Origin of the sequence: Christensenella hongkongensis (assembly GCF_000981035.1) — a bacterium.
GTDB classification, from domain to species: domain Bacteria; phylum Bacillota; class Clostridia; order Christensenellales; family Christensenellaceae; genus Christensenella; species Christensenella hongkongensis.
Map to the genome: position 1 here is coordinate 86,944 of NZ_LAYJ01000033.1, position 21,037 is coordinate 107,980.

General features: G+C 46.7%; 22 protein-coding genes. 10 read left to right on the forward strand and 12 right to left on the reverse strand.

What is annotated here, in order from left to right; all coding sequences use genetic code 11:
• Positions 1–85 precede the first annotated feature (85 nt).
• From CHK_RS01570 to CHK_RS16465, 4 genes are all read right to left on the reverse strand, one after another.
• Positions 86–1,441, reverse strand: a complete 1,356-nt coding sequence (locus CHK_RS01570) for a hemolysin family protein (RefSeq protein ID WP_200896512.1) — start codon at positions 1,439–1,441, stop codon at positions 86–88.
• Positions 1,442–1,670: 229 nt separating this feature from the next.
• Positions 1,671–2,960, reverse strand: a complete 1,290-nt coding sequence (locus CHK_RS01575; RefSeq protein ID WP_046442238.1) for a UDP-N-acetylglucosamine 1-carboxyvinyltransferase — start codon at positions 2,958–2,960, stop codon at positions 1,671–1,673.
• 374 nt (positions 2,961–3,334) lie between these two features.
• Positions 3,335–4,276 (reverse strand): magnesium transporter CorA family protein, encoded by a 942-nt coding sequence (locus CHK_RS01580; protein ID WP_046442240.1) that lies wholly within the window; start codon positions 4,274–4,276, stop codon positions 3,335–3,337.
• Entirely contained in the window at positions 4,251–4,490 is a 240-nt protein-coding gene (locus CHK_RS16465) for a hypothetical protein (protein ID WP_160295568.1), read from the reverse strand. The genes CHK_RS01580 and CHK_RS16465 overlap by 26 nt, the downstream gene beginning before the upstream one ends.
• A gap of 60 nt (positions 4,491–4,550) precedes the next feature.
• On the opposite strand from CHK_RS16465, the gene CHK_RS01585 reads away from it, so the two are divergent.
• The 3 genes from CHK_RS01585 to CHK_RS01595 all read left to right on the forward strand — a co-directional run bounded on the left by CHK_RS01585 (position 4,551) and on the right by CHK_RS01595 (position 6,533).
• Positions 4,551–4,751, forward strand: a complete 201-nt coding sequence (locus tag CHK_RS01585) for a DUF951 domain-containing protein (RefSeq protein WP_046442241.1) — start codon at positions 4,551–4,553, stop codon at positions 4,749–4,751.
• On the forward strand, positions 4,732–5,769 hold the full coding sequence (lepB, locus tag CHK_RS15440; RefSeq protein ID WP_052740150.1) for a signal peptidase I: 1,038 nt from the start codon (positions 4,732–4,734) through the stop codon (positions 5,767–5,769). Before CHK_RS01585 ends, lepB begins: the two co-directional genes overlap by 20 nt.
• A 95-nt stretch (positions 5,770–5,864) precedes the next feature.
• Complete coding sequence (locus tag CHK_RS01595) at positions 5,865–6,533, forward strand: HAD family hydrolase (RefSeq protein WP_046442242.1); 669 nt, start codon at positions 5,865–5,867, stop codon at positions 6,531–6,533.
• A gap of 59 nt (positions 6,534–6,592) precedes the next feature.
• Here CHK_RS01595 and CHK_RS01600 read toward each other — a convergent pair whose 3' ends face one another.
• Both CHK_RS01600 and pepV read right to left on the reverse strand, forming a co-directional pair.
• The gene (locus tag CHK_RS01600; protein WP_046442243.1) at positions 6,593–8,389 is read right to left on the reverse strand and encodes an alanine--tRNA ligase; all 1,797 of its coding nucleotides are present in this window, start codon (positions 8,387–8,389) and stop codon (positions 6,593–6,595) included.
• Between the two features lie 22 nt (positions 8,390–8,411).
• The gene (pepV, locus tag CHK_RS01605; protein ID WP_046442245.1) at positions 8,412–9,797 is read right to left on the reverse strand and encodes a dipeptidase PepV; all 1,386 of its coding nucleotides are present in this window, start codon (positions 9,795–9,797) and stop codon (positions 8,412–8,414) included.
• Between the two features lie 152 nt (positions 9,798–9,949).
• Between pepV and CHK_RS01610 the strand changes: the two genes are divergently transcribed.
• The 7 genes from CHK_RS01610 to CHK_RS01640 all read left to right on the forward strand — a co-directional run bounded on the left by CHK_RS01610 (position 9,950) and on the right by CHK_RS01640 (position 15,021).
• Complete coding sequence (locus CHK_RS01610; protein ID WP_235811554.1) at positions 9,950–10,735, forward strand: JAB domain-containing protein; 786 nt, start codon at positions 9,950–9,952, stop codon at positions 10,733–10,735.
• Between the two features lie 104 nt (positions 10,736–10,839).
• On the forward strand, positions 10,840–11,295 hold the full coding sequence (locus CHK_RS01615) for a GNAT family N-acetyltransferase (protein WP_046442247.1): 456 nt from the start codon (positions 10,840–10,842) through the stop codon (positions 11,293–11,295).
• 94 nt (positions 11,296–11,389) lie between these two features.
• On the forward strand, positions 11,390–11,803 hold the full coding sequence (locus tag CHK_RS01620; protein WP_046442301.1) for an EamA family transporter: 414 nt from the start codon (positions 11,390–11,392) through the stop codon (positions 11,801–11,803).
• Between the two features lie 143 nt (positions 11,804–11,946).
• The gene (locus tag CHK_RS01625; protein WP_046442248.1) at positions 11,947–12,315 is read left to right on the forward strand and encodes a GntR family transcriptional regulator; all 369 of its coding nucleotides are present in this window, start codon (positions 11,947–11,949) and stop codon (positions 12,313–12,315) included.
• A complete protein-coding gene (locus CHK_RS01630) occupies positions 12,312–13,151 on the forward strand; it encodes an ABC transporter ATP-binding protein (protein WP_046442249.1) in 840 nt (279 codons plus the stop codon). The genes CHK_RS01625 and CHK_RS01630 overlap by 4 nt, the downstream gene beginning before the upstream one ends.
• Before the next feature lie 17 nt (positions 13,152–13,168).
• Complete coding sequence (locus tag CHK_RS01635; protein WP_046442250.1) at positions 13,169–13,861, forward strand: hypothetical protein; 693 nt, start codon at positions 13,169–13,171, stop codon at positions 13,859–13,861.
• Between the two features lie 152 nt (positions 13,862–14,013).
• A complete protein-coding gene (locus CHK_RS01640) occupies positions 14,014–15,021 on the forward strand; it encodes an aldo/keto reductase (protein ID WP_046442252.1) in 1,008 nt (335 codons plus the stop codon).
• Between the two features lie 48 nt (positions 15,022–15,069).
• On the opposite strand, the gene CHK_RS01645 is transcribed toward CHK_RS01640, so the two are convergent.
• The 6 genes from CHK_RS01645 to CHK_RS01670 form a co-directional block, all read right to left on the reverse strand.
• On the reverse strand, positions 15,070–15,654 hold the full coding sequence (locus CHK_RS01645; RefSeq protein WP_046442253.1) for a TatD family nuclease-associated radical SAM protein: 585 nt from the start codon (positions 15,652–15,654) through the stop codon (positions 15,070–15,072).
• A 60-nt stretch (positions 15,655–15,714) separates the two neighbouring features.
• Entirely contained in the window at positions 15,715–16,491 is a 777-nt protein-coding gene (locus CHK_RS01650) for a TatD family hydrolase (protein ID WP_330379168.1), read from the reverse strand.
• Between the two features lie 4 nt (positions 16,492–16,495).
• Positions 16,496–18,448 (reverse strand): methionine--tRNA ligase, encoded by a 1,953-nt coding sequence (metG, locus tag CHK_RS01655; protein WP_330379169.1) that lies wholly within the window; start codon positions 18,446–18,448, stop codon positions 16,496–16,498.
• A 120-nt stretch (positions 18,449–18,568) separates the two neighbouring features.
• Positions 18,569–19,285, reverse strand: coding sequence for a 2-phosphosulfolactate phosphatase (locus tag CHK_RS01660; protein ID WP_046442255.1), 717 nt, complete (start codon positions 19,283–19,285; stop codon positions 18,569–18,571).
• A gap of 129 nt (positions 19,286–19,414) precedes the next feature.
• On the reverse strand, positions 19,415–20,251 hold the full coding sequence (rsmI, locus tag CHK_RS01665) for a 16S rRNA (cytidine(1402)-2'-O)-methyltransferase (RefSeq protein ID WP_046442256.1): 837 nt from the start codon (positions 20,249–20,251) through the stop codon (positions 19,415–19,417).
• The gene (locus tag CHK_RS01670; RefSeq protein WP_160295569.1) at positions 20,238–20,987 is read right to left on the reverse strand and encodes a tRNA1(Val) (adenine(37)-N6)-methyltransferase; all 750 of its coding nucleotides are present in this window, start codon (positions 20,985–20,987) and stop codon (positions 20,238–20,240) included. The genes rsmI and CHK_RS01670 overlap by 14 nt, the downstream gene beginning before the upstream one ends.
• Between the last annotated feature and the right edge of the window lie 50 nt (positions 20,988–21,037).

Sequence of the window (21,037 nt, forward strand, 5' to 3'; positions counted from 1 at the left end):
ATTATGTAGAATTTTTCTGAATATCAAAAGGAAGATTCCATTCCTTTTTTCATAAAAAATGCAGCCACCAGGCTGCATTTTTATTCTATTTCTTTTCCTCTTTCCCTTCGCTCCCGCTCATTTGATCGAGCTTGGATACAAGCGCCCATTCGACGCGCCGGTCTTCAATCTTCTCAACATGGATATGGAGCCCAAAGGCATCCACACTCGGATGGCTTCCGTCTTCCGGGATCGTATTCAACCTGCTGAACACAAGGCCGCCAAGCGTATCGAAATCCTCGTCCTCCGGAAGTTCTATTTCTAACACCTCCGCGATATTTCTGATTTCCGCCGAGCCTGAGATACGCCACAGGTTATCTTTGACCGCGATAATCTCCTGTTCGTCCTGCGGATCAAATTCGTCGTAAATATTTCCTACGATCTCCTCGAGAAGATCCTCCATTGTAACGATACCGCTCATTCCGCCGTACTCGTCCACCACGATAGCAATATGAATTTTCTGCCGCTGCATTTCTCTGAAAAGCACATCCGTATGGACTGATTCCGGAACGCAATAGGCCGGATATATAATATCCATCAGCGGCTTTGGATGCGCGCTCTTTTCGTTGAGCAAATATGCCCGCGTGCTAAGCACGCCAACCACATCGTCAATATCCTCGTCATATACCGGAAACCGCGAAAGCCCGCTTTCCCTGATTACCTTCAGGATTTCCTCCGGCGTATCTTCCTTCCAGATTGCCGTCACGTTCGTGCGGTGCATCATTACATCTTTCGCAGTCGTATTGTTGAACTCAAAAATGTTCTCAATCATCTCCCGTTCCGCTGCTTCGATGGTGCCGCGTTCTTCTCCGACGTCAACCATCAGCCGAATCTCCTCCTCGGTCACGGCCTCCTCCTCTTCATTGGGATTCATCCGCAAAAGCCGCAGGATACCGTTTGTGGAAACGGAAAGCAGCCAGACGATCGGCTTCATCACAATAGAAAGCGCAGTGATCACACCTGCCGACTTGCGCGCAACCCTATCGGGTTTTTGCATTGCAATACGTTTTGGAACAAGTTCTCCAAATACAAGCGTAAAATACGATAAGATCAGCGTTATGATGATGACGGCAATGGTATTGAGCGTATCGGGCGAGATCGACGTCACTCCCTGCACGTTTACCATCCAGTCTACAAGGCGGCTTGCGAAATTATCTGCCGCAAAGGCGCTACCCAAAAAGCCGGCGAGCGTAATCCCAATCTGGATTGTTGATAAGAAGCCAGCCGGAATTTCTACCATTTTGAGCATTTGCTTTGCTTTCTTGTCCCCTTCTTCGGCCTGCTTACGAACCTTATTCGCATTCAGCGAAATGACTGCAATTTCGGTAGAGGCAAAAAAAGCATTGATTGCAATCAAAACTACCTGCAATAAAAGCTGCCACACCAATGGGTCTATTTCCACAAATTCATACCTCCCTGTGGTAATCAATTAGATATTACATGATATTATAGCATATTCTTTGCATTATTTAATAAACTTTTTCTAACAAATAGAATCACGATCTTTTATATCCCATATACTTAAGCAAATAACAACTTCCACTTGCTTTATACGTTAGCAAGGACATACAACGTAATCCAATAAAAAAGCTGCGGCATCTTCCCCTGCCGCAGCCCTGCTACTTTTTCCTTTAAAAAATATCTTCATCCTCAGTGTATACCACTTCTTCACGCCGGATATCGGCTCCCAGCTTTTTCAGTTTATCCTCAATGTGGTCATAACCGCGATCAATATACTTTACATTTTGGATTTCAGTCGTTCCGTCCGCCATCAATCCCGCGACAATGAGCGCTGCGCCCGCCCTAAGGTCTGTTGCGCTTACCGGCGCGCCCGTTAGCCTGTCAACGCCTTCGACAACCGCCACGCGGTCTTCCGTCGTGATCTGCGCGCCCATACGCCGAATTTCCTTGATATGCTTAAAACGAGATTCAAAAATCGTTTCTGTAATCATACTGGTACCCTCCGCCGTGGAAAGAAGCACCGTCGCCGGCTGCTGAAGGTCCGTTGGAAATCCTGGATATGGCATCGTATTAATCTTGACCGATCTCGGACGTTTATCACAGGTAACGCGTATAAAATCCGCACCCTCATGAATTTCAACTCCCATTTCCTGCATTTTGGCAGTAAGCGCCTCCATGTGGGTTGGAATTACATTTTTGATCGTCACATCGCCACGCGTCGCAGCGGCGGCAATCATAAACGTCCCTGTTTCAATCTGATCCGGAATGATCGAATAATTACAGCCATGCAGCTTTTCCACGCCAATGATACGGATGACATCCGTGCCCGCTCCCTTGATTTTCGCACCCATACACACAAGAAAGTTCGCAACATCTACAACGTGCGGTTCTTTTGCCGCATTGATAATGGATGTCTGCCCATTGGCGCATACCGATGCAAGCATAATATTGATCGTAGCGCCCACCGAAACCTTGTCCATATAGATATCGCAGCCCTTCAGGCCTTCCGGAGCAGTCGCCACAACCCTGCCGTATTCCGTCTTGACATTAGCGCCAAGCGCTTCCATACCTTTGATGTGAAGGTCTATGGGCCGTTCACCAATCGTGCAGCCGCCCGGCAGGCTGATTTCTGCGTCGCCGAAGCGTGAAAGCAGCGCCCCCAGCATATAATAAGATGCACGCATCCTTTTTACGAGGTTCATCGTTACTTTACTTGTATTAATATTGGTGGTATCCACCGTCATGGTACCGTTCTCGTCAAATTCCACTTCCGCGCCGATTTCAGCCAGAATGCGTTTGATGATCAGCACATCGGCAATCCTTGGAAGGTTCTCTATCACGCATATTCCACGCGCCAAAATCGTCGCAGGCAAAATCGCTACCGCCGCATTCTTGGCCCCCGTAACTTCTATGGTGCCTTTAAGCGGTATTCCGCCGTTTATTACAATTTTTTCTAACATATTATCAGGATACTTCCTTATAGTTTTATTATTCAATTTATTGTAACATCTGCAAGTTATTTTTTCAAGCAAACTATTTTGCCCTTCATCAAGGACGGTCAGGCAGCGTTTTTTTCTGCAACAAAAATCCTAAAGAAGGAAAATGATATTCAGCATATTAACAAATGGCAACGTATATTGATCTGCATTCTGTAAAATGAATGAATCGGTACAAAATCGATTCGTTTTGATTTTTTCATGATATCTCATAAAAAAACGAGAAACAAGTGGATTACATTTTCCTGACTGTAGAAAAGGTATTAAAACAGAAAAGCGGCAATTTGTAATTGCCGCAACCAATATTATATCAATACTTTAAGCCTCTGAAAACACAGCTAAAACATTTTCTTTTTCCAGAGAAACCAAACTGCAATGCCCGTGCTTCCAAGGGCAATCACGGTAACCCACATAAAGCCGATTGGATTATCTGCAAACGGAATCCCGCCTACGTTCATACCCCACAGGCTGGCAAATACCGTCGGTATGGCCAGAATAATTGTAAGGGAAGTTAAAACCTTCATGACAATATTCAGGTTATTTGATATCACGCTTGCAAACGCATCCATTGTCCCAGAAAGAATGTCCCGGTAGATTGTTCCCATTTCAATCGCCTGCTTATTTTCTATAATAACGTCCTCCAGCAGGTCCAGATCGTCCGGATAATTCTGTATTACTTTTGACTTAAGCATTTTTTCCAGCACCACCTCGTTTGACTTGAGGGAGGTCGAAAAATACACCAATGACTTTTCAAGCTTGAGCATCTGGATCAGCTCACTGTTTTTCATCGATTTATGCAATGCGTTTTCCACCTGCGTGGATGCTTTATCGATTTGACGCAGATATTGCAGGTATTTTCCTGCATTCTTATATAAAATCTGAAGTAAAAAACGTGTTTTTTTGCAGGTATCAAAACCACCGCGAACATTTTTGTTCCAGAAATCCTCAAGAATAGATGTTTCCTCGAGGCACACCGTTATAATGTTATCCGCCGTTATGATGATTCCCATTGGCAGCGTCGTATACATAAAGGAACTTCTCTCCGCGCTGACAATCGGGATATCCACCAAAACGAGCGTCTGGTCCTCCTCCGCATCGATACGGACTGTTTCCTCTTCATCGAGCGCGGCACGAATAAACTCATCTTCAATGTGCAGGGTATCCCTCACAAAAACAAGTTCCTCCTCCGTAGGATCAAGTAAATGAACCCACGCACCCGGCTCTATTCTGTCTATTTCTTTGAATACATTATTCTCAGCGGAGCTGAAAATCCTTATCATTAAAATCACCTACTCCCATTAAGCAGGCGGCGCAGCAGATAGAAAACACCTCACGCACACCGCCGTTTATCAATCCTACACTCGTTCGTTTAGGGTCTGCGTCCACGTGTTTTTCACCTCCCGAAATAATCGCTCCGTTAAAAGTCCAATCATAATTATAGCCCCATTCAAATTGATATGCAAGCACTTCATTTTCTGCTAGGATTTTTACCATGGATATAGTATAATAAAAACATTATGATGATATTTTTCGGCTTGCCGGGGCGGGAGCAAAATGGCACAGAAATTTGAATGTAACGATGTTGTCGTTATGCAAAAAAAACATCCCTGCGGTGGCTACGAGTGGCAAATCCTGCGTACCGGAGCTGATATCAAGATAAAGTGTCTCACATGCGGGCATATTGTTATGCTCGATTACGGGACATTTATGAAACGAATGAAAAAGGTTATTACGAATGGAAGAAAACAACAATAGATATAGGGGACCGCGGCGGATTGGAATAGAAAACGAAAACGCCCGGAACTCCGGACAGCAGGAGAACAAAAAGCATTACGGACGCAGGCTCGTAAACCCTTACGAAAACGAAAATATTCAGGAGCCTGTAAAGAACCCTTCGGAAGATTTATCCCGCCCCCACCATATGCGTAATCCGTACCTTGAGGATATGCAGATTGGTGAAGAGCCTGAGCTGATTACCGAACGGTTTCACGAAGCCCCCCGCGATGATTTTTATGATGACGGCGTGGAAGAATACGATGCCGAGCAGACTTTTTATGAGGATACCATTCCGTTTGACGAGGCGTATTCCAATAACGATCCCAGGCCGGACGGAAGTCTCGAACGCCCCTATCGTGTTCAGCGTTCCCTGCGTGAAGAAAAGGACGATGAAATCGAACCTCTGGATGACGACCTTATAACCTATGACGAGTTTGGGCGCAAACGAAAGAAGAAACGTATTAAGGAAGAGAAGCTTGTCACAAAATCGCGTATTGTATGGGGTTGGATATTTTCAATCATAGCCGCAATCATAATCGCGCTGCTTGTGCGTTCCTTCCTGTTTGAGATCATAATGGTGGACGGCGACTCGATGGTTCCTACGCTGCAAAACGATGAGAAGCTTGCCGTTGAGAAGGTCAGCAGATATTTTGGCCTTCCCGAACGCGGCGATATTATCATCGTGCACTACCCCAATATGGAAGGTACCTATGTTAAACGTGTGATTGGCCTGCCCGGGGATACCATTGAGATAAAAGACAGCACTGTTTATGTCAATGGCCAGCCACTTACTGAGTCTTACATCAACAGCACTGAACCATATATGGATATGGAGGCGGTTACCGTTCCCGAGGATACTGTTTTTGTCATGGGAGACAACCGCGCCCATTCGCTTGACAGCCGTACGGATTATATCGGCCCGATTGCGACAGACCAGATTGTCGGTCATGCGATGTCCGTGATCTGGCCTCTTGATAAGATACATTCGGTTCAATAACGGTAATGAGAACGCGCGGCCTTATCCGGCGGGCGCGTTTTTTCTTGCCAATACACCGGTATTATATTTTTGTAAATAGATTTGGAGGAACAACGATGCAAGCAATTTTATTTGACTTCAATGGCACCATGTTTTTTGACTCTGACAAACACGACAAAGCGTGGCAAATATTTCTGCCCAAATACGGCCGAGGCGACGTTTCGCTGGAAACGCTTCTGGAGTATAACCCGCACGGCCGCAGCAATGAAGCCATTATCAAGCATTTTCTTGGCAACGAACTACCAGCCGAAAAAATTTTTGAGCTTTCTGAAGAAAAGGAAAGTATTTATCGGCAGCTTTGCCTGGAAGATCCCAAAAGCTTCTGCTTTGTGGATGGCCTGAACGAATTTCTTGATTTCCTGAAAGAAAAGGATATTCCCAGAAACATCGCGACAGCATCCGAACGTTCGAATCTGGATTTTTACATCCGCGAATTTCATCTGGCAAATTGGTTCGACGTAGATAAAATTACATACATCGATGGTACGATGCGTGGCAAACCTGAGCCCGACCTTTACATCAAGGCCGCTCAAAATATTGGCGTCCCCGCGGAAAATTGTATTGTAGTGGAAGATTCTCCCCATGGCGCGGAATCGGCAAAGAGGGCCGGGGTGAGCACAGTATATGCAATCGAAAAAACGCCGGGTGCATTCGGCGACCTCACTTATGTGGATCATGTGATTTCAGATTTCCTTCCCCTGCTTTCCCGCTTTCAGGGCCGCTGATGAAACCAAATCAAAAAAGCTCCGGGATTTAAAACCCCGGAGCTTTTTTACTTTTATTGTCAGTCGTTTTCAAGCACTGCCTTTATCCTGCGCACACCCGCACTGCTGCTCTGCTCTTTTTTGATCTTAAAATGACCAAGCTCCGCAGTATTCTTTGCATGAGGTCCACCGCAAATTTCTTTGGAGTATCCGGGAATCGTATATACCTTCACGATCTCGCCGTACTTAGAATCAAATACGCCCATTGCTCCCTGCTTTTTGGCTTCGTCTACGCTCATTTCTTCTTCCACGACGTCAAGCCCTGCCGCAATCGCCTCATTTACATATTCTTCTAACTGGTCAAGCTCATCACGCTCAACCTTACGGTCAAAATTAAAGTCAAACCGCAAGCGCTCCGCGGTGATATTGGAACCTTTTTGCGTGATGTCCTCCCCGAGGTGCTTCCTGAGTGCGGCATTCAGCAAATGCGTCGCCGTGTGCAGCCTCGCCGTCTGCTCGCTTGTATCTGCAAGGCCGCCTTTAAAGCGTTGCTCCGCTCCTGCGTGCGAAAGCTCCTGATGATGCTCAAAAGCCTTATCAAACCCCTCTTTATCAACCTTCAGCCCACGTTCTTCCGCAAGCTCCAATGTAAATTCAATCGGAAATCCGAAGGTATCATAAAGACGGAATGCACTTTTCCCATCGATGATATCTCCCTGCATCTTTTCCACAGTCTTTTCAAATTCCTTCAGGCCCTGTGAAATTGTTTTCTGGAAACGTTCTTCTTCCTTTTCGATCTCTGCCAATATCTTCTTTTCATTCGTATGAAGCTCATCATATGCGTGCGCATATTTATCGATCACAACCTTTGAGATTTTTGAAAGGTTCCCTTCCGCAATCCCCAGCTTGCCCGCAAACCGAATCGCACGGCGTAATAAACGACGCAAAACATAACCCTGGTCCACATTGGAAGGAGTAATACCCTTTTCATCGCCAATCATGAAGGTCGAACAGCGTATGTGATCCGCTACGATACGGAACGCTTTTTTCGTTTCATCGTCCGCACCCTCATATTTTTTGCCGGACAGCTCTTCAATCTTTGCAATGATCGGCGCAAATACGTCCGTCTCATATACGGAGCTTTTACCCTGCAAAATCGCAATCGTGCGGTCAAGGCCCATTCCTGTATCTACGTTTTTATGCTCCAGCGGCAAGAAAGAGCCATCCGCCTGTTTGTTGTATTCCATGAATACGTCGTTCCATATTTCAAGATACTTCCCACAATCGCAGGCAGGGCTGCAATCCGGCCCGCAAGCCGGTTTTCCGGTATCGATAAACATCTCGGTATCCGGCCCGCACGGCCCGGTAATCCCTGCCGGCCCCCACCAGTTATTCTCCTTGGGAAGGAAAAAAATGTGATCTTCATCTACGCCCATAGAACGCCAGGTCTCAAAAGCCGCCATATCACGCGGTGCGTGCTCGTCGCCTGCAAAACAGGTAAAATAAAGCTTGTCTTTATCGATTCCCAGCCACTTTTCATCGGTTAAAAATTCATAACTCCACGAGATTGCTTCCTTCTTAAAGTAATCGCCAAGCGACCAGTTCCCAAGCATTTCAAAAAATGTGCAGTGTGATTCGTCGCCCACTTCATCGATATCGCCGGTACGCACACACTTTTGTACGTCCACCAGACGCGTTCCCGCCGGATGCTTTTCACCCAGCAGATAAGGAACTAACGGGTGCATACCCGCAGTCGTAAAAAGCACGGTAGGATCGTTTTCAGGTATCAGGGATGCGCTCCTGATTACCGTATGTCCCTTGCTTTTAAAAAAATCCAAATACATTTGCCTTAAATCGTCGCTCGTTAAGTTCTTCATTCCAAACTCCTTTGTTCTCTTCCTATTTACACAACACCAATATGGCGTTTGCAATAATATCCGCTACTTTGACCAGTGAATCGATTTCAATATATTCATCCGGCTGATGCTCCGTTCCCTCCTGCCCCGGAAACAACGCCCCAAACGCAACCGAGTTTGGAAATGCGCGCGCAAAAGTTGCACCGCCCATCGTCATACAATAGGCCTTATCTCCCGTTACTTCTTCATACGCCTGTTTCAGGCCCTGCACCAGCGGGGAATCCTCCGGCACAAAATGAGGCGCGCGGGAAAATTCCTCTCGAATGGTAAGCTCTTTAAATCTGCCGTTTATTTTTGACAGGATCGTTTCCTTATCGCTATGGATTGGATAGCGGATATCAATTCCCGCTTCCACTCCTTCCTCCGTCGTTTTAAAATATCCAAGGTTAAGCGTCAGTGCTCCGGACTCGTCCTGCGCCGCAATCCCCAGATTTGTTCCGTCCGTTTGCAGGCCAATTTGCTCAGCCAATTCATAAATCGCATCACTAATAGCATTTTTGCGCAAAGGCAGCATATTGAGGAACTGCATCATATACGTCAACGCATTTTTTCCCGCATCCGGTTTCGAGCCATGCGCGGAAAAACCATGCGCGGTAAGTCTGACTCCAGCGTTTATTTCTTCCGCAGTAACCTTGACCGGAGAATCCTCGTTAAAAATATCCATCATCTGTATAACCGCCTGTGCGTTTCCAGAAATTTCACAGGTACATACAGCCGGAACGACGTTCACACGCTCTCCCGCCGCGAGAGAACGAACGATCAAACCGCCGCTTTGCTCGTTGATCGGGTATGCTTTCTTTTTTGCGACAAGATGCAACAATCCCTTTTCCGCATTGATGATTGGGAATTCCGCGTCGGGCGATATCGCCATTGTCGGGATTTCTCCCCCGTTTTTCTTATAAAAATCCATATCAGACCAGCCGCTCTCTTCATCGCAACCAAAAATAAGGCGCACGCGCTTATTGAGACTAATACAGTTTTCTTTGATTGCCGATAGTGCAAACAGCGCCGCAATCGCAGGCCCCTTATCGTCAATCGCTCCCCTGCCGTAAATTCTGCCATCCTTAACCGTGCCGTCAAAGGGCGGGACTGTCCATCCATCTCCTGCAGGTACGACGTCAAGATGCGTTACAATCGCAAACATCTCGTCTCCGTCGCCGTATTCCACATATCCCAAATGCGAATAAAAATTCACACTGTCAAAGTCAAGCTTTTCCGCAATCCCCAATGTTTTAATCAACGCGTCGAATACGCCCTTGCCATATGGCATATTTCCCTGCGCCGGGCTTTTTACGCTCTCAATTTTCAATATCCTGCACAGCGCGTCAATCATTTCATCTTTACGCGACGCAAGCGAAAAATCCAACATTTTCTTTTCTCCTTTATTTTTCCAGAACAAATCGTTCTTATTATATCAGATTTCAGCTTGAAATACATTGTTTTTTTAGCATTTTGGCAGGAAAAGGATTCCTTGCAGCATATGGCGAATTAATTAACTGTAAATGTTTGCGGAAAGTAAAGGTGACTATTATTTCAATACACGACGGACACAGGCAGCGGCTCAAAAAACGGTTCCTGCGCGACGGGCTTGATTCCTTTGAAGAACACGAAGCGCTTGAGCTTCTTTTGTTTTATGCAATTCCGCGCAGGGATACCAATGAGCTGGCACATAGGTTGCTGCATAAATTTGGCAGCCTGAAGCATGTTTTCGATGCCAACGCGGCAGACCTTGCCCTTGTGGAAGGCATAGGCGAAAGCGCCGCCGCATTGATTAAATTGCAATCTGAGTTGTCGCGAAAGTACTGGCTCAACGATCTCGCTGAAGGGACAAAAATCACATCGATTGAATCGGCAATCGAATATGTCAAACATTTGTTTCGCGGAAAGTTGCAGGAGGAATTTTATGTTATTTGCCTTGACGCGCATTTCCGTGTCAGGCACACCGAACGGCTAAGCCGCGGTACCGCAACAGAAGCACCGGTTTATATCCGGCATATCACGGAAGTTGTGATTCGTACCGGCACGGAAAAAGTGATGGTCGCCCACAATCATCCGGGAGGCAGCTGTCTTGCAAGCGTCAGCGATATCGAAACAACATCGCATATATTCAATGCAATGCACGCGCTATCAATTTCTTTTCTCGACCATATCATCATTGGCACGGACGATGCGTTCAGCTTTTCAGAGAGACTGCTCTTGCAGGATGAGGACAATAAGCTTACACCCAAGGAAGCGCGCGCTGCGCAATATTCCGGACGTGTTATGCAGGACGCAGCAAAGCTGTTTTCCTTTCCTCCCCTCATTTGACGCCGTCCTATTTTAGTGCTTTTACTTGCAATAACCAGTATTTTTAGGTATAATTTTTTTGGAATTACAAGTTTACTGTATTTCTAAATATTGGAGGACTTATTATGGCTATTGAATATTTTCATATAAAAGAACGTGATTTTGATTTGGTGGAACAACTGATCCAGATTGAAAATTCATCCTATGAAGGCGGCGCGCTTGACGTTTTTGACCTCATTGCGATGCTTCGTCACGCACGTGTTTATGTTGCCGTGGAATACGACGAAATCCTTGGTGCTGTTTATTTCATGCGGAATTTTGACAATCCGGACAAGGTATTCCTTCACAGCATCAATATCATTGATCCCCAGACGTATCCCAACCTTGGAATTTCCCTGTTGAATATTGCCTTTGCGGATATGCGGACCTTTGGCATCAAGATCGTCGAGGTGAATGTCGATCCTGCCAATTACCGCGCGCTCAAAATTTATCGGGAGCAACTGGGATTTGTCGCCAGCGACAGTATGCAAAGCGAAATTCTCAACGGTGAAGAAATCCTGATGCTGCAAAAGGAGCTTTAATTTTACATCATTTAGCCGCAGGTTCTGCGGCTTTTTTCGTTTCCTGTCATCAAAGGAGTGAGGCTTTATGAATACGCTTCGGGGAGGAAAAAAGATGTGGGTTATATTTGCTCTCCTATCGGCTGTATTTGCGGCTGCTACCGCCATACTTGCAAAGATCGGCATACAGGACATGAATTCGAACCTTGCGACGGCAATCCGCACGGTTGTCGTGCTGATCATGGCGTGGGGCATAGTCTTTATGACCGGAACCCAGTTTGAAATCCCAAATATTACTGCAAAATCCTGGATTTTCCTTATTCTTTCCGGTATTGCCACCGGCCTTTCATGGTTGTTCTATTTCAAAGCGCTCCAGCTCGGCGACGCTTCAAAGGTTGTTCCCGTTGATAAATTCAGCGTTGTAATCAGTATGGTGCTCGCCTTCATCATCCTCAAGGAAGCAGTCACTGCCAAAACCATCGCGGGTGGCATTTTAATCACGCTGGGCACGCTGGTAATGATCCTTTAGTAATTATTTTACAATTTTTGGCAGGAGTGTAGATACACTCCTGTTTTTGTTCTTTTTAAAAAAACATTGACAAATTTTCCATCTCGTTCTATAGTTAGTTACATAAGTAGTTAACCACTTAAGTTTTTAAAAGGAGTTCCATTATGCAAATTGATTTTGATATCGATATCCCAATCTATATCCAGATCGCCAGCCAAATTGAGGATTCAATCCTTTCCGGTGCATTCGCGGAGGAGACGCAGATACCTTCCACTACGGAAATCTCTACCGTATACAAAATCAATCCCGCTACAGTCCTGAAAGGCGTCAATATCCTTGCCAGCCAGGATATCCTTTACAAAAAACGCGGAGTCGGCATGTTTGTAAAGGCAGGGGCTGTCAAAAAAATACGTGAAAAGCACAGGCAGTCATTTTATGAGGACTATATTGTAAAACTTTTGGCAGAAGCAAAAAAACTGGATATCAAGGAGCAGGACATCATTCGCATGATCACGAAAGGAGACCAGTCATGATAGAAATAAAAAATGTAACCAAACAGTTTAAAAATATTACTGCGCTCGAACATATGAACCTTACTTTCCAGGAAAAGCATATTTATGGACTTTTAGGACGGAACGGCGCAGGCAAATCCACGCTTTTGAACCTGATCACAAACCGTATCTTCCCTACTGCAGGAACCGTTCTTGTAGACGGCCGGCCCTGCTTTGAAAATGATGTGGCGCTCGGAAAAATTTTTTACATGAGCGAAAATATGCTCTATGAACCTTCCGTCCGCTTAAGCAAGCTTTTTTACTGGACGAGTCTTTTTTATCCAAAGTTTGATATGGATTACGCCGATTCCCTGAGTAAAAAGTTTGGCCTGGCAATGAAGCAAAAGGTCGGGCAACTTTCAACTGGCTACCAGTCTATTCTAAAGCTCATTCTGACTCTCGCATCCGGCGCCGACTATCTGCTGTTCGACGAACCGGTTTTGGGCCTTGACGCAAATCACAGGCAGCTTTTTTATGAAGAATTGATTGCCCGCTACAGCGATTATCCATGTACGATTGTGCTTTCAACGCATCTGATCGAAGAAGTTGCTTCGCTTATCGAGCATGTTGTAATCATAAAAGAAGGACGGCTTTTATTGGAACGTCCCACTGAAGAAATGCACAGTATGGGCTATACCATATCCGGAAAATCGGAAGATGTGGACAGTTGGTGTGCGGGCAAAAATATTTTAGGCGTGCAGCAGTTAGGCGGGCTTAAGATAGCGTTTGTGCTTGGAGAAAAAGATGAAATCCCCACAGGGCTAACGGTAACGCCCCTTGACCTGCAGCAGCTGTTTATACACCTGACAAACGCGTAGAAAGCGAGGAAACACGAATGAAAATCAAACAAATGATTCAATGGCAGCTTATGACGAACCGGTTTGCCTTTTTACTTTTTTATCTGATTGTTGCCGTACTGACCGCTTGTGCAACCATCACGGTCTCGCTTACTTCCGGCGTTACCTTCAGTACGACCTCAATCGCCTACGCCAGTATTTTTATGTTGGTTTTTGGTCTTGCCAGCTTCTCTGAGAACCTTCGTTTTGCCCTTGCAAACGGCGTCTCCCGCCGCACGCATTATGTGAGCTTTTTGATTACTTCACTGGTGCTGTGTGCGCTTACCTCCATATTTTGTGCTGCTGTAGATGCAATAACCTATTCATCCCTGCCTGCGGAAATGGCGCTCATTCACAGCTCTTTATTTGATGAATTTATATTCGGATTTGCTCTTTTTCTGTTCCTTACCACACTGGGATATTTTATCAGCAGCGGCTATTACAAAATGGGCAAGCTTGCAAAAACGCTTGTATCTGTGCTTGTTCCTATCCTGCTGATCCTGTTGATCGCCAATACGGTCTTGGCAGAACCCGGCGCCGCATTTTGGCCCATGCAGCAGGCTTTTCTCGCTCTATATACATGGATGTCCGCCAGTTTGCTCTATTCGGCTTGTGTATGGCTCATTCTTGCCGCGATTTTTGCACTGCTGGGTTGGCTCGTGACACATCGTATAGAGATCAAGCCCCATTAGATTTTCAATCTGCGCAGTACAAAGGAAGGCTTCGCCTTCCTTTTTTCATAATAAAACCGATTGTATCCCTCCTTTTTCCAGATTTTTCGTCATGGATGGTTATTCGGTGCTATAATAGCAATAATGATTATAATACAAGGAGGCCCTTCCGTATGAACAAATATTCTGCATCTCCGGAACGTTACAAAACCATGAATTATAACCGCTGCGGAAGCAGCGGGCTGAAGCTTCCTGAAATTTCGCTTGGCTTCTGGCATAACTTCAGCGCCAATGGCAATTATGAAAATATGAAAGCCATGTGCTTTACTGCCTTTGACGGCGGCATCACGCATTTTGATCTTGCCAACAATTACGGTCCTCCGCCCGGCAGCGCGGAAGTGAACTGTGGCCGTATCCTGAGAAACGAATTATCACGTTACCGCGACGAGCTCATAATCAGTACCAAGGCCGGTTACGATATGTGGGAAGGGCCTTATGGAAACTGGGGCAGCCGTAAATACCTGCTTTCCAGTCTCGATCAAAGCCTCAAGCGTATGGGGCTTGAATACGTCGATATATTTTACCATCACCGCATGGATCCTGAAACGCCGCTTGAAGAAACGATGCTAGCGCTCGACCAGGCTGTAAAGAGCGGCAAGGCCTTATATGCAGGCATCTCAAATTATGACGGGCCTCATATGGAGGAGGCTTCCGAAATCCTCAGCAGCCTGCGCTGCCCTTTCATCATCAATCAGAACAGATATTCCATCTTTGACCGGACGATTGAAAAAAACGGCTTGAAAAATGCTGCAAAACGGCATGGAAAAGGGATTATTGCCTTCAGCCCGCTTGCGCAGGGTATGCTCACCAACCGTTACCTTGGCGGTATCCCGCAGGACAGCCGCATCAAGACAGACGGACGCTTTTTGCATGAAGATGACCTTACGCGTGACAGGCTTGCGCAAATCAACGCCTTAAACGATCTGGCTGCGCAGCGAAATGAGTCGCTTGCACAGCTCGCACTCGGCTGGGTGCTTAAGGATTCTGACATCACAAGCGTACTGGTCGGGGCATCCAGACCGGAACAACTTACCGACAACCTTCAAATCGTAAACCGTTCACCGTTGACACAGGAAGAACTTGACAGGATCGATTTGATTTGCGGACTGGAAAAACATTAAACTAAAAAAACCGTATTGCTAAAGCAATACGGTTTTTTATTCTATCCGTCAGGAAATATAAGTACGTACCCGGAAGTGCGCTCCAATATCCTCTGCTATCTTCCTGCACGTCTCAATATCTTCTTTGCTGATCACATCTACAACAGAAAGCGTCACCTTGATTCCATATTTCACGCAGTCCCGCGCAAAGTCGAGCATATAACGAAATCCGTCTTCGCCGTACCGGCTGTGGACTACGGCTTCATATTTCTTCGCGTCCGCTTCGTTAAGGCTGATCGACACCTCGTCAATGATTCCCTGAAGTTCCGCCGCAATATCACGACCGTGGAATGCGCTTGCATGCCCGTTTGTATTGATGCGCGTATGTCCGCCGTAACGCTTTACATAGGCTGCAATCTCCTTAAGCTCGTCTATCTTTATCGTTGGTTCCCCAAACCCGCAAAACACAACGTCAGTCGGATCTTTTTCCAATTCATCTATAATTTCAGCCGCGCTTGGCTCCCTTTCGAGCCACAGGTCGTAACCCGCAACGCCTTTTCCGTTTCTCCTGACACAAAATTCGCAATCATTCGTGCATTTGTTGGTCAGGTTGATATAAGTATCGTTTCCTATTTTGTAAGTAAAAGTATTCAAACCGTCTTTCCTGCGTTTCCCGTATGCCCGCAGGCATACAATTTATTTTCCTTGCTGTTATTATTCTAAACCGGATTCGATATCGAAAAACCGTTTTGCATTCTTCATGGTAACACGTGCAATTTCCGCCTCATCAACATTCTTTACTTCTGCGAGCCGCTGTGCAACATAGCGCACATATGCGGGCTCGTTCCGTTTGCCGCGGAAAGGCACCGGTGTCATATACGGGCAGTCCGTCTCAATCAGCAACCGTTCCATCGGCACAGCCTGCGCAGCCTCCAACGTCTTTCTCGCGTTCTTAAAGGTGAGTGCTCCGCCAAAGGCAATATAAAAGCCCATTTTCACAAGCTCCCGCGCAGTTTCAGCACTGCCTGAAAAACAATGCAGTTCCCCACGCACCTGCGGAAATTTACGCAGGATTTCCAACGTATCGGCAGTCGCTTCCCTGCTGTGCACCACAATGGGAAGATTCACCTCAAGTGCCAGCTCTACCTGTTGCTCAAACGCTTTTTTTTGCGTTTCGCGGGGAGAAAAATCGTAATGGTAATCGAGTCCTATTTCACCAATCGCCACAACTTTCTCTTCCTTTGCAAGCGAGCGCAGAGCGACCGCAGTCTTTTGATCCCATTCACCCGCGCTATGGGGATGAACGCCTACCGCGCTGTAGATCATCCTATGCTCTTTTGCAAGCGCCGCGGCGCGAATGCTGTCCGCAAGATCTGAGGAAGCCTCCACGACATATTCCACACCCTCGAGTGGCAAGCGTCCGATGAGCTCCTCCCGATCTTCGTCGAAACGCTCGTCCAATAAATGCGCGTGCGTGTCAAAAAGCATCATTTGGTTATCCAACGATCATCCCATCCTTTGCATCGGCTGTTACAAGCGCAATATCCGGATTATCCCCTACCGCCAGTATCATGCCCTCAGAGAGCGTGCCGCGCAATTTGGCGGGCTTCAGGTTCGCTACGATGATGACCATCTTACCTATCATTTCTTCCGCTGTAAAGCTTTCCCTGATACCGGAAACAATCGTGCGCGTTTCGCCTCCGCATTTTACTGTCAGCTTCAGCAATTTATCCGAGCCTTCCAGATTCTCACAGGCCGTGACCTTTGCAGTTTTAAGCTGTACCTTTTTAAAATCGTCGATTGTTATTTGCTCTGTCTTTTCTTCGCTCTTTTGGGCAGCCTGTTCCTGCGCTGCTTTCATCAACTGGTCAAGTGCGTCGAGCTCTTTTGGAATATCAATGCGCGGGAAAATCGCTTCTCCCTTGCTGACTCTGATTCCTTCACCAAGTTTTCCATAAGAACCGATGCTTTCCCAGCTGCATAACTCCCCGCGGCCACCGATCCCGAGCTGTGTCCTGATTTTGACCGCAGTTTCCGGCATCACAGCTTCAATCAGCACACTCACAAAGCGCAGCCCTTCCGCAAGGTGGTACATCACACTGCCAAGCCGTTCTTTTTGCGCCTCATCCTTTGCAAGCGCCCAGGGCATCGTCACATCAATATACTTATTAAGCATGCCGATATATTGCCATATCTCCGTCAAAGCCTCAGAGACCTTCCAGTCGTTCATCAGTGCATCCATATGTGCCGGAAGCTTTTCCGCAAAGGCAATCAGCTCTTTATCCTCAGGTTTTTTCTCTCCCATCGCCGGAATTTCACCGTCAAAATATTTTCCGATCATTGCTACTGTCCGCGACAAAAGGTTGCCAAGATCGTTTGCCAAATCCGCATTGATCCGGCTCAGCAATAACTCGTTTGAAAACATCAGGTCGCTTCCGAGCGGCGCTTCCCGCATCAGGAAATAGCGGATCGCATCAACTCCATAACGCCCGACAAGCACAACCGGATCAACGACGTTTCCACGGCTTTTACTCATTTTTCCGCCCTGCAACGTCAGCCAGCCATGGCCATATACACGCTTCGGCAATGGCAGTCCTAATGCCATCAGGATCGTCGGCCATGTGATCGTATGGAACCTGATGATTTCTTTGCCGACAAGATGCAGGTCCGCAGGCCAATAACGCCTGAATTTGCTGTCGTCGTCTGATAGATATCCCAGTGCTGAAATATAGTTGGAAAGCGCGTCGATCCACACATACATCACATGGTCTTTGTCAAATGGAACAGGGATGCCCCATTTAAAGGATGAACGCGACACGCACAAATCTTCCAGACCTGGAAGCAGAAAATTATTGAGCATTTCATTTTTGCGCGATTCCGGCTGGATAAATTCAGGATGGTCTTCAATATACTGGATAAGCCTGTCGGCATATTTTGACGCACGGAAAAAGTAGCTTTCTTCTTTTACCTTATGCACCTCGCGTCCGCAGTCCGGGCACTTTCCGTCCACAAGCTGGCGCTCTGTCCAGAAGGCTTCGCACGGCGTGCAATACCAGCTTTCATATTCACTTTTATAGATATCGCCCTGATCATAAAGCTTTTGAAAAATCTTTTGTACGCATTCCTCGTGCCGTTTATCTGTGGTGCGGATGAAATCATCGTTTGTGATGTCCATCAGTTTCCACAAATCTTTGATCTGCGCCACAACTCCGTCCACATACTCCTTAGGCTCCATGCCCTTTTCCATAGCAACCTTTTCAATCTTCTGTCCGTGCTCGTCCGTCCCTGTGAGAAACATTACGTCGTATCCTGTCAGGCGTTTAAATCTCGCAATGCTGTCTGCCGCAGTTGTACAGTAAGCATGCCCAATGTGAAGCTTATCACTCGGGTAGTAGATTGGTGTTGTAATATAGAATTTTTCGCTCATCTTTTCAAGGCTCCTTTTTATCTGGCATAACTTTTATTATACCGTTTTGCACCTATTTTTTCAATAGCACGAACCGTCCCCATCAAAAAAGAAAAGACACAGCAAACGCTGCGTCTTAATGTTTTCATTTTGCCTGTCAGGCTATCCTTTGATAATAACGCCTTCCTGATAGACCGGCACCACGTCAAACATATCCTCACGCGTGCAATATTCCAAGTCATCATAGAGCTTTAGCTGCCTCAGATATTCAAAATGCGTGCTGCCCTCAAGCGCCCCTAAGATGTCGTGGTTTGCGTCATGGTACAGCTTCAATGCCACCCTGCCCATATCGTCAAGCTCAATCTCATCGTCGATTTTAAGCATCCGGTCTATAATACAGCCAATCGCCATCATATCGTCCGTCGAAAATTTCCCTTTTGTTCCTGCTCCAACCATCACAACGTCGCGCTCAAGCGAAATCGCCTTCTTTGCGACCGCTTCTGCATTGATAAACGTGCCAATCAATACATCTTCTGCCGGCGCAAGCGTTTTGATCGCAACCGTACCGTTTGTCGTTGAAAAAATAATAATCCGCTCTTCCACAATATCCTGCGTATATTCAAGCGGGGAGTTCCCCAGATCAAATCCGCTGACCTTCTTTGCTGCCATTTCACCACACAAAAGAACATTTCCTTCGGAAATCTTTTTGATGGCTGCCGCTTCATTCGCCTCTCCTGTGGGAACGATCCTGTCGCACCCGTTGGAGATTGCGGTAATAATCGTTGCCGACGCACGTAGCGCGTCTACCATGATTGCTGTCTTGTCCTGTAATTCGTTTTTTGGTAAATCGCAAAATACTGCTGAACTAATAATTTTCATATGTTACCTCTTTGTGCTTTTACTGACTCGATTCCTTATTTTACTACATCCAGAGCCAAAATTCAACCTTTGAAAATGGCTATATAACGGTTTTTTTAACAATACCTGTCTATTCCAGATTGAAATTCTTCATTCCCCGAGCTGTAGCATTATTTGATAAACCCGGTTCTTTGGGATACCAGCCTGCTCCGCCACCTGGCTCACTGCCGATTTTTTTGTCATGCCTTTTTCCAGATACAGTTTAAGCGCCGCCGCGATTTCCGCTTCGTCCATTATCTGCGTTTTCTCCTGCGGATAAAAAACGACTGCAAACTCCCCTTTCACTGCGTCCCTCCCTGCAAAGCTCTCAAACGCCTGCTTTGCCGTGCCGCGCAGGACTTCTTCATGAAGCTTCGTCAGCTCCCTGCAAATGCAGACAGGAGTATCTTCTCCGCACACAGTGCAGACATCCTCCAGCATTTTCACAATCCGGTTCGGGCTTTCATATACAACGCAGGGCATTTGCATTTGCACAATACGCTCCAATTCCTTCCTGCGCGCGTTCTGCTTCTGGCTTAAAAATCCCCAGAAAATAAAATGGGAACAATCCATTGCACACAGTGTAACTGCTGTCACTGCAGCACACGCACCAGGAATGCTTTCCACGCATATCCCCTCCTGTACGCACCGCGCCACAAGCGCAAATCCCGGATCAGAAATCACCGGTGTGCCAGCATCCGATACGAGCGCCACTTTTTTTCCATCGTGCAGAATTTCAAGCAGCTCTTCAAAACGCGATTCCCTGCTGTATTCATGAAAGCTCATGAGCTTTCCTTTGATTTCATAATGATTGAGCAGTTTTATTGTATGCCTTGTATCCTCAGCCGCAATTACATCGGCCTCACGGAGCGTTTCAAGCGCGCGCAGCGTAATATCCTTTAAATTGCCGATTGGCGTTGCTACCAAAAAAAGCTTACCCTGTTCCATTTCCGTCTCCCGTCTGCTGCCCGTCCCTGCAATAAATACGCCGGACTTCTTCCGTCTCGCTGCCGTCACGTTCGTGTACGATGAGCGGCGGAAGTATACGCAGCCCTTCCCCTCCATCCTTCATTGCTGAAAGCAGAACGCGCGCCGGCTCGCTTGTCACATAGCTGTGAATAAAGCGTACCTCCTTTGGCTGCAACCGGCATCCCTTCAGCTCTTCGAAAATCTCCGCAAGACGCGAAGCGCGGTGGATCATATAAAACCGTCCGCCGGTCTGCAATAGGCTTCCCGCAGCTGCACACAGCCCGCGCAGCGTAACTGCAACCTCAAACCGTGCAATACGGTGGGATTCGCATTCGCTCCCGACTCCCGCCGTTTTCTTTTCATACGGAGGATTTGACACCACAATATCAAACCCCGTCCCAAGAAGCTTTGCAGCACTGCAAATATCGCCGTTTATCATTTCTATATTTGCTTCAAGCCCATTGAGCTCTACGCTCCGGCACGCAAGGTCATACAATGCTTTTTGCAGCTCGAGCCCTTTTACGGTGATATCCTGCCTGCGCCCGAAAAGTAAGAGCGGCAGGATTCCCATTCCCGTTCCAAGGTCCGCAACCCTGCTGTTCTTTTTCAGTTTCACAAAGTCGGCCAGCAGTACCGCATCCGTTCCAAAGCAAAACAGATCCGTATCCTGTATAATTTTAAGCCCTTTTAATTGCAGATCGTCTATCCGTTCCATATGTTCTTTATTATACCATATCCACATGACAAATAACGGTAAAAAAAAGA

Coding starts and splice junctions, on each gene's coding strand:
- CHK_RS01575 (WP_046442238.1), bottom strand. CDS start 2,960: ATGTTAGAAAAAATTGTAATAAACGGCGGAATACCGCTTAAAGGCACC.
- CHK_RS01580 (WP_046442240.1), bottom strand. CDS start 4,276: ATGATAAGGATTTTCAGCTCCGCTGAGAATAATGTATTCAAAGAAATA.
- CHK_RS16465 (WP_160295568.1), bottom strand. CDS start 4,490: ATGGTAAAAATCCTAGCAGAAAATGAAGTGCTTGCATATCAATTTGAA.
- CHK_RS01585 (WP_046442241.1), top strand. CDS start 4,551: ATGGCACAGAAATTTGAATGTAACGATGTTGTCGTTATGCAAAAAAAA.
- lepB (WP_052740150.1), top strand. CDS start 4,732: ATGGAAGAAAACAACAATAGATATAGGGGACCGCGGCGGATTGGAATA.
- CHK_RS01595 (WP_046442242.1), top strand. CDS start 5,865: ATGCAAGCAATTTTATTTGACTTCAATGGCACCATGTTTTTTGACTCT.
- CHK_RS01600 (WP_046442243.1), bottom strand. CDS start 8,389: ATGAAGAACTTAACGAGCGACGATTTAAGGCAAATGTATTTGGATTTT.
- pepV (WP_046442245.1), bottom strand. CDS start 9,797: ATGTTGGATTTTTCGCTTGCGTCGCGTAAAGATGAAATGATTGACGCG.
- CHK_RS01615 (WP_046442247.1), top strand. CDS start 10,840: ATGGCTATTGAATATTTTCATATAAAAGAACGTGATTTTGATTTGGTG.
- CHK_RS01620 (WP_046442301.1), top strand. CDS start 11,390: ATGTGGGTTATATTTGCTCTCCTATCGGCTGTATTTGCGGCTGCTACC.
- CHK_RS01625 (WP_046442248.1), top strand. CDS start 11,947: ATGCAAATTGATTTTGATATCGATATCCCAATCTATATCCAGATCGCC.
- CHK_RS01630 (WP_046442249.1), top strand. CDS start 12,312: ATGATAGAAATAAAAAATGTAACCAAACAGTTTAAAAATATTACTGCG.
- CHK_RS01635 (WP_046442250.1), top strand. CDS start 13,169: ATGAAAATCAAACAAATGATTCAATGGCAGCTTATGACGAACCGGTTT.
- CHK_RS01640 (WP_046442252.1), top strand. CDS start 14,014: ATGAACAAATATTCTGCATCTCCGGAACGTTACAAAACCATGAATTAT.
- CHK_RS01650 (WP_330379168.1), bottom strand. CDS start 16,491: ATGATGCTTTTTGACACGCACGCGCATTTATTGGACGAGCGTTTCGAC.
- CHK_RS01660 (WP_046442255.1), bottom strand. CDS start 19,285: ATGAAAATTATTAGTTCAGCAGTATTTTGCGATTTACCAAAAAACGAA.
- rsmI (WP_046442256.1), bottom strand. CDS start 20,251: ATGGAACAGGGTAAGCTTTTTTTGGTAGCAACGCCAATCGGCAATTTA.
- CHK_RS01670 (WP_160295569.1), bottom strand. CDS start 20,987: ATGGAACGGATAGACGATCTGCAATTAAAAGGGCTTAAAATTATACAG.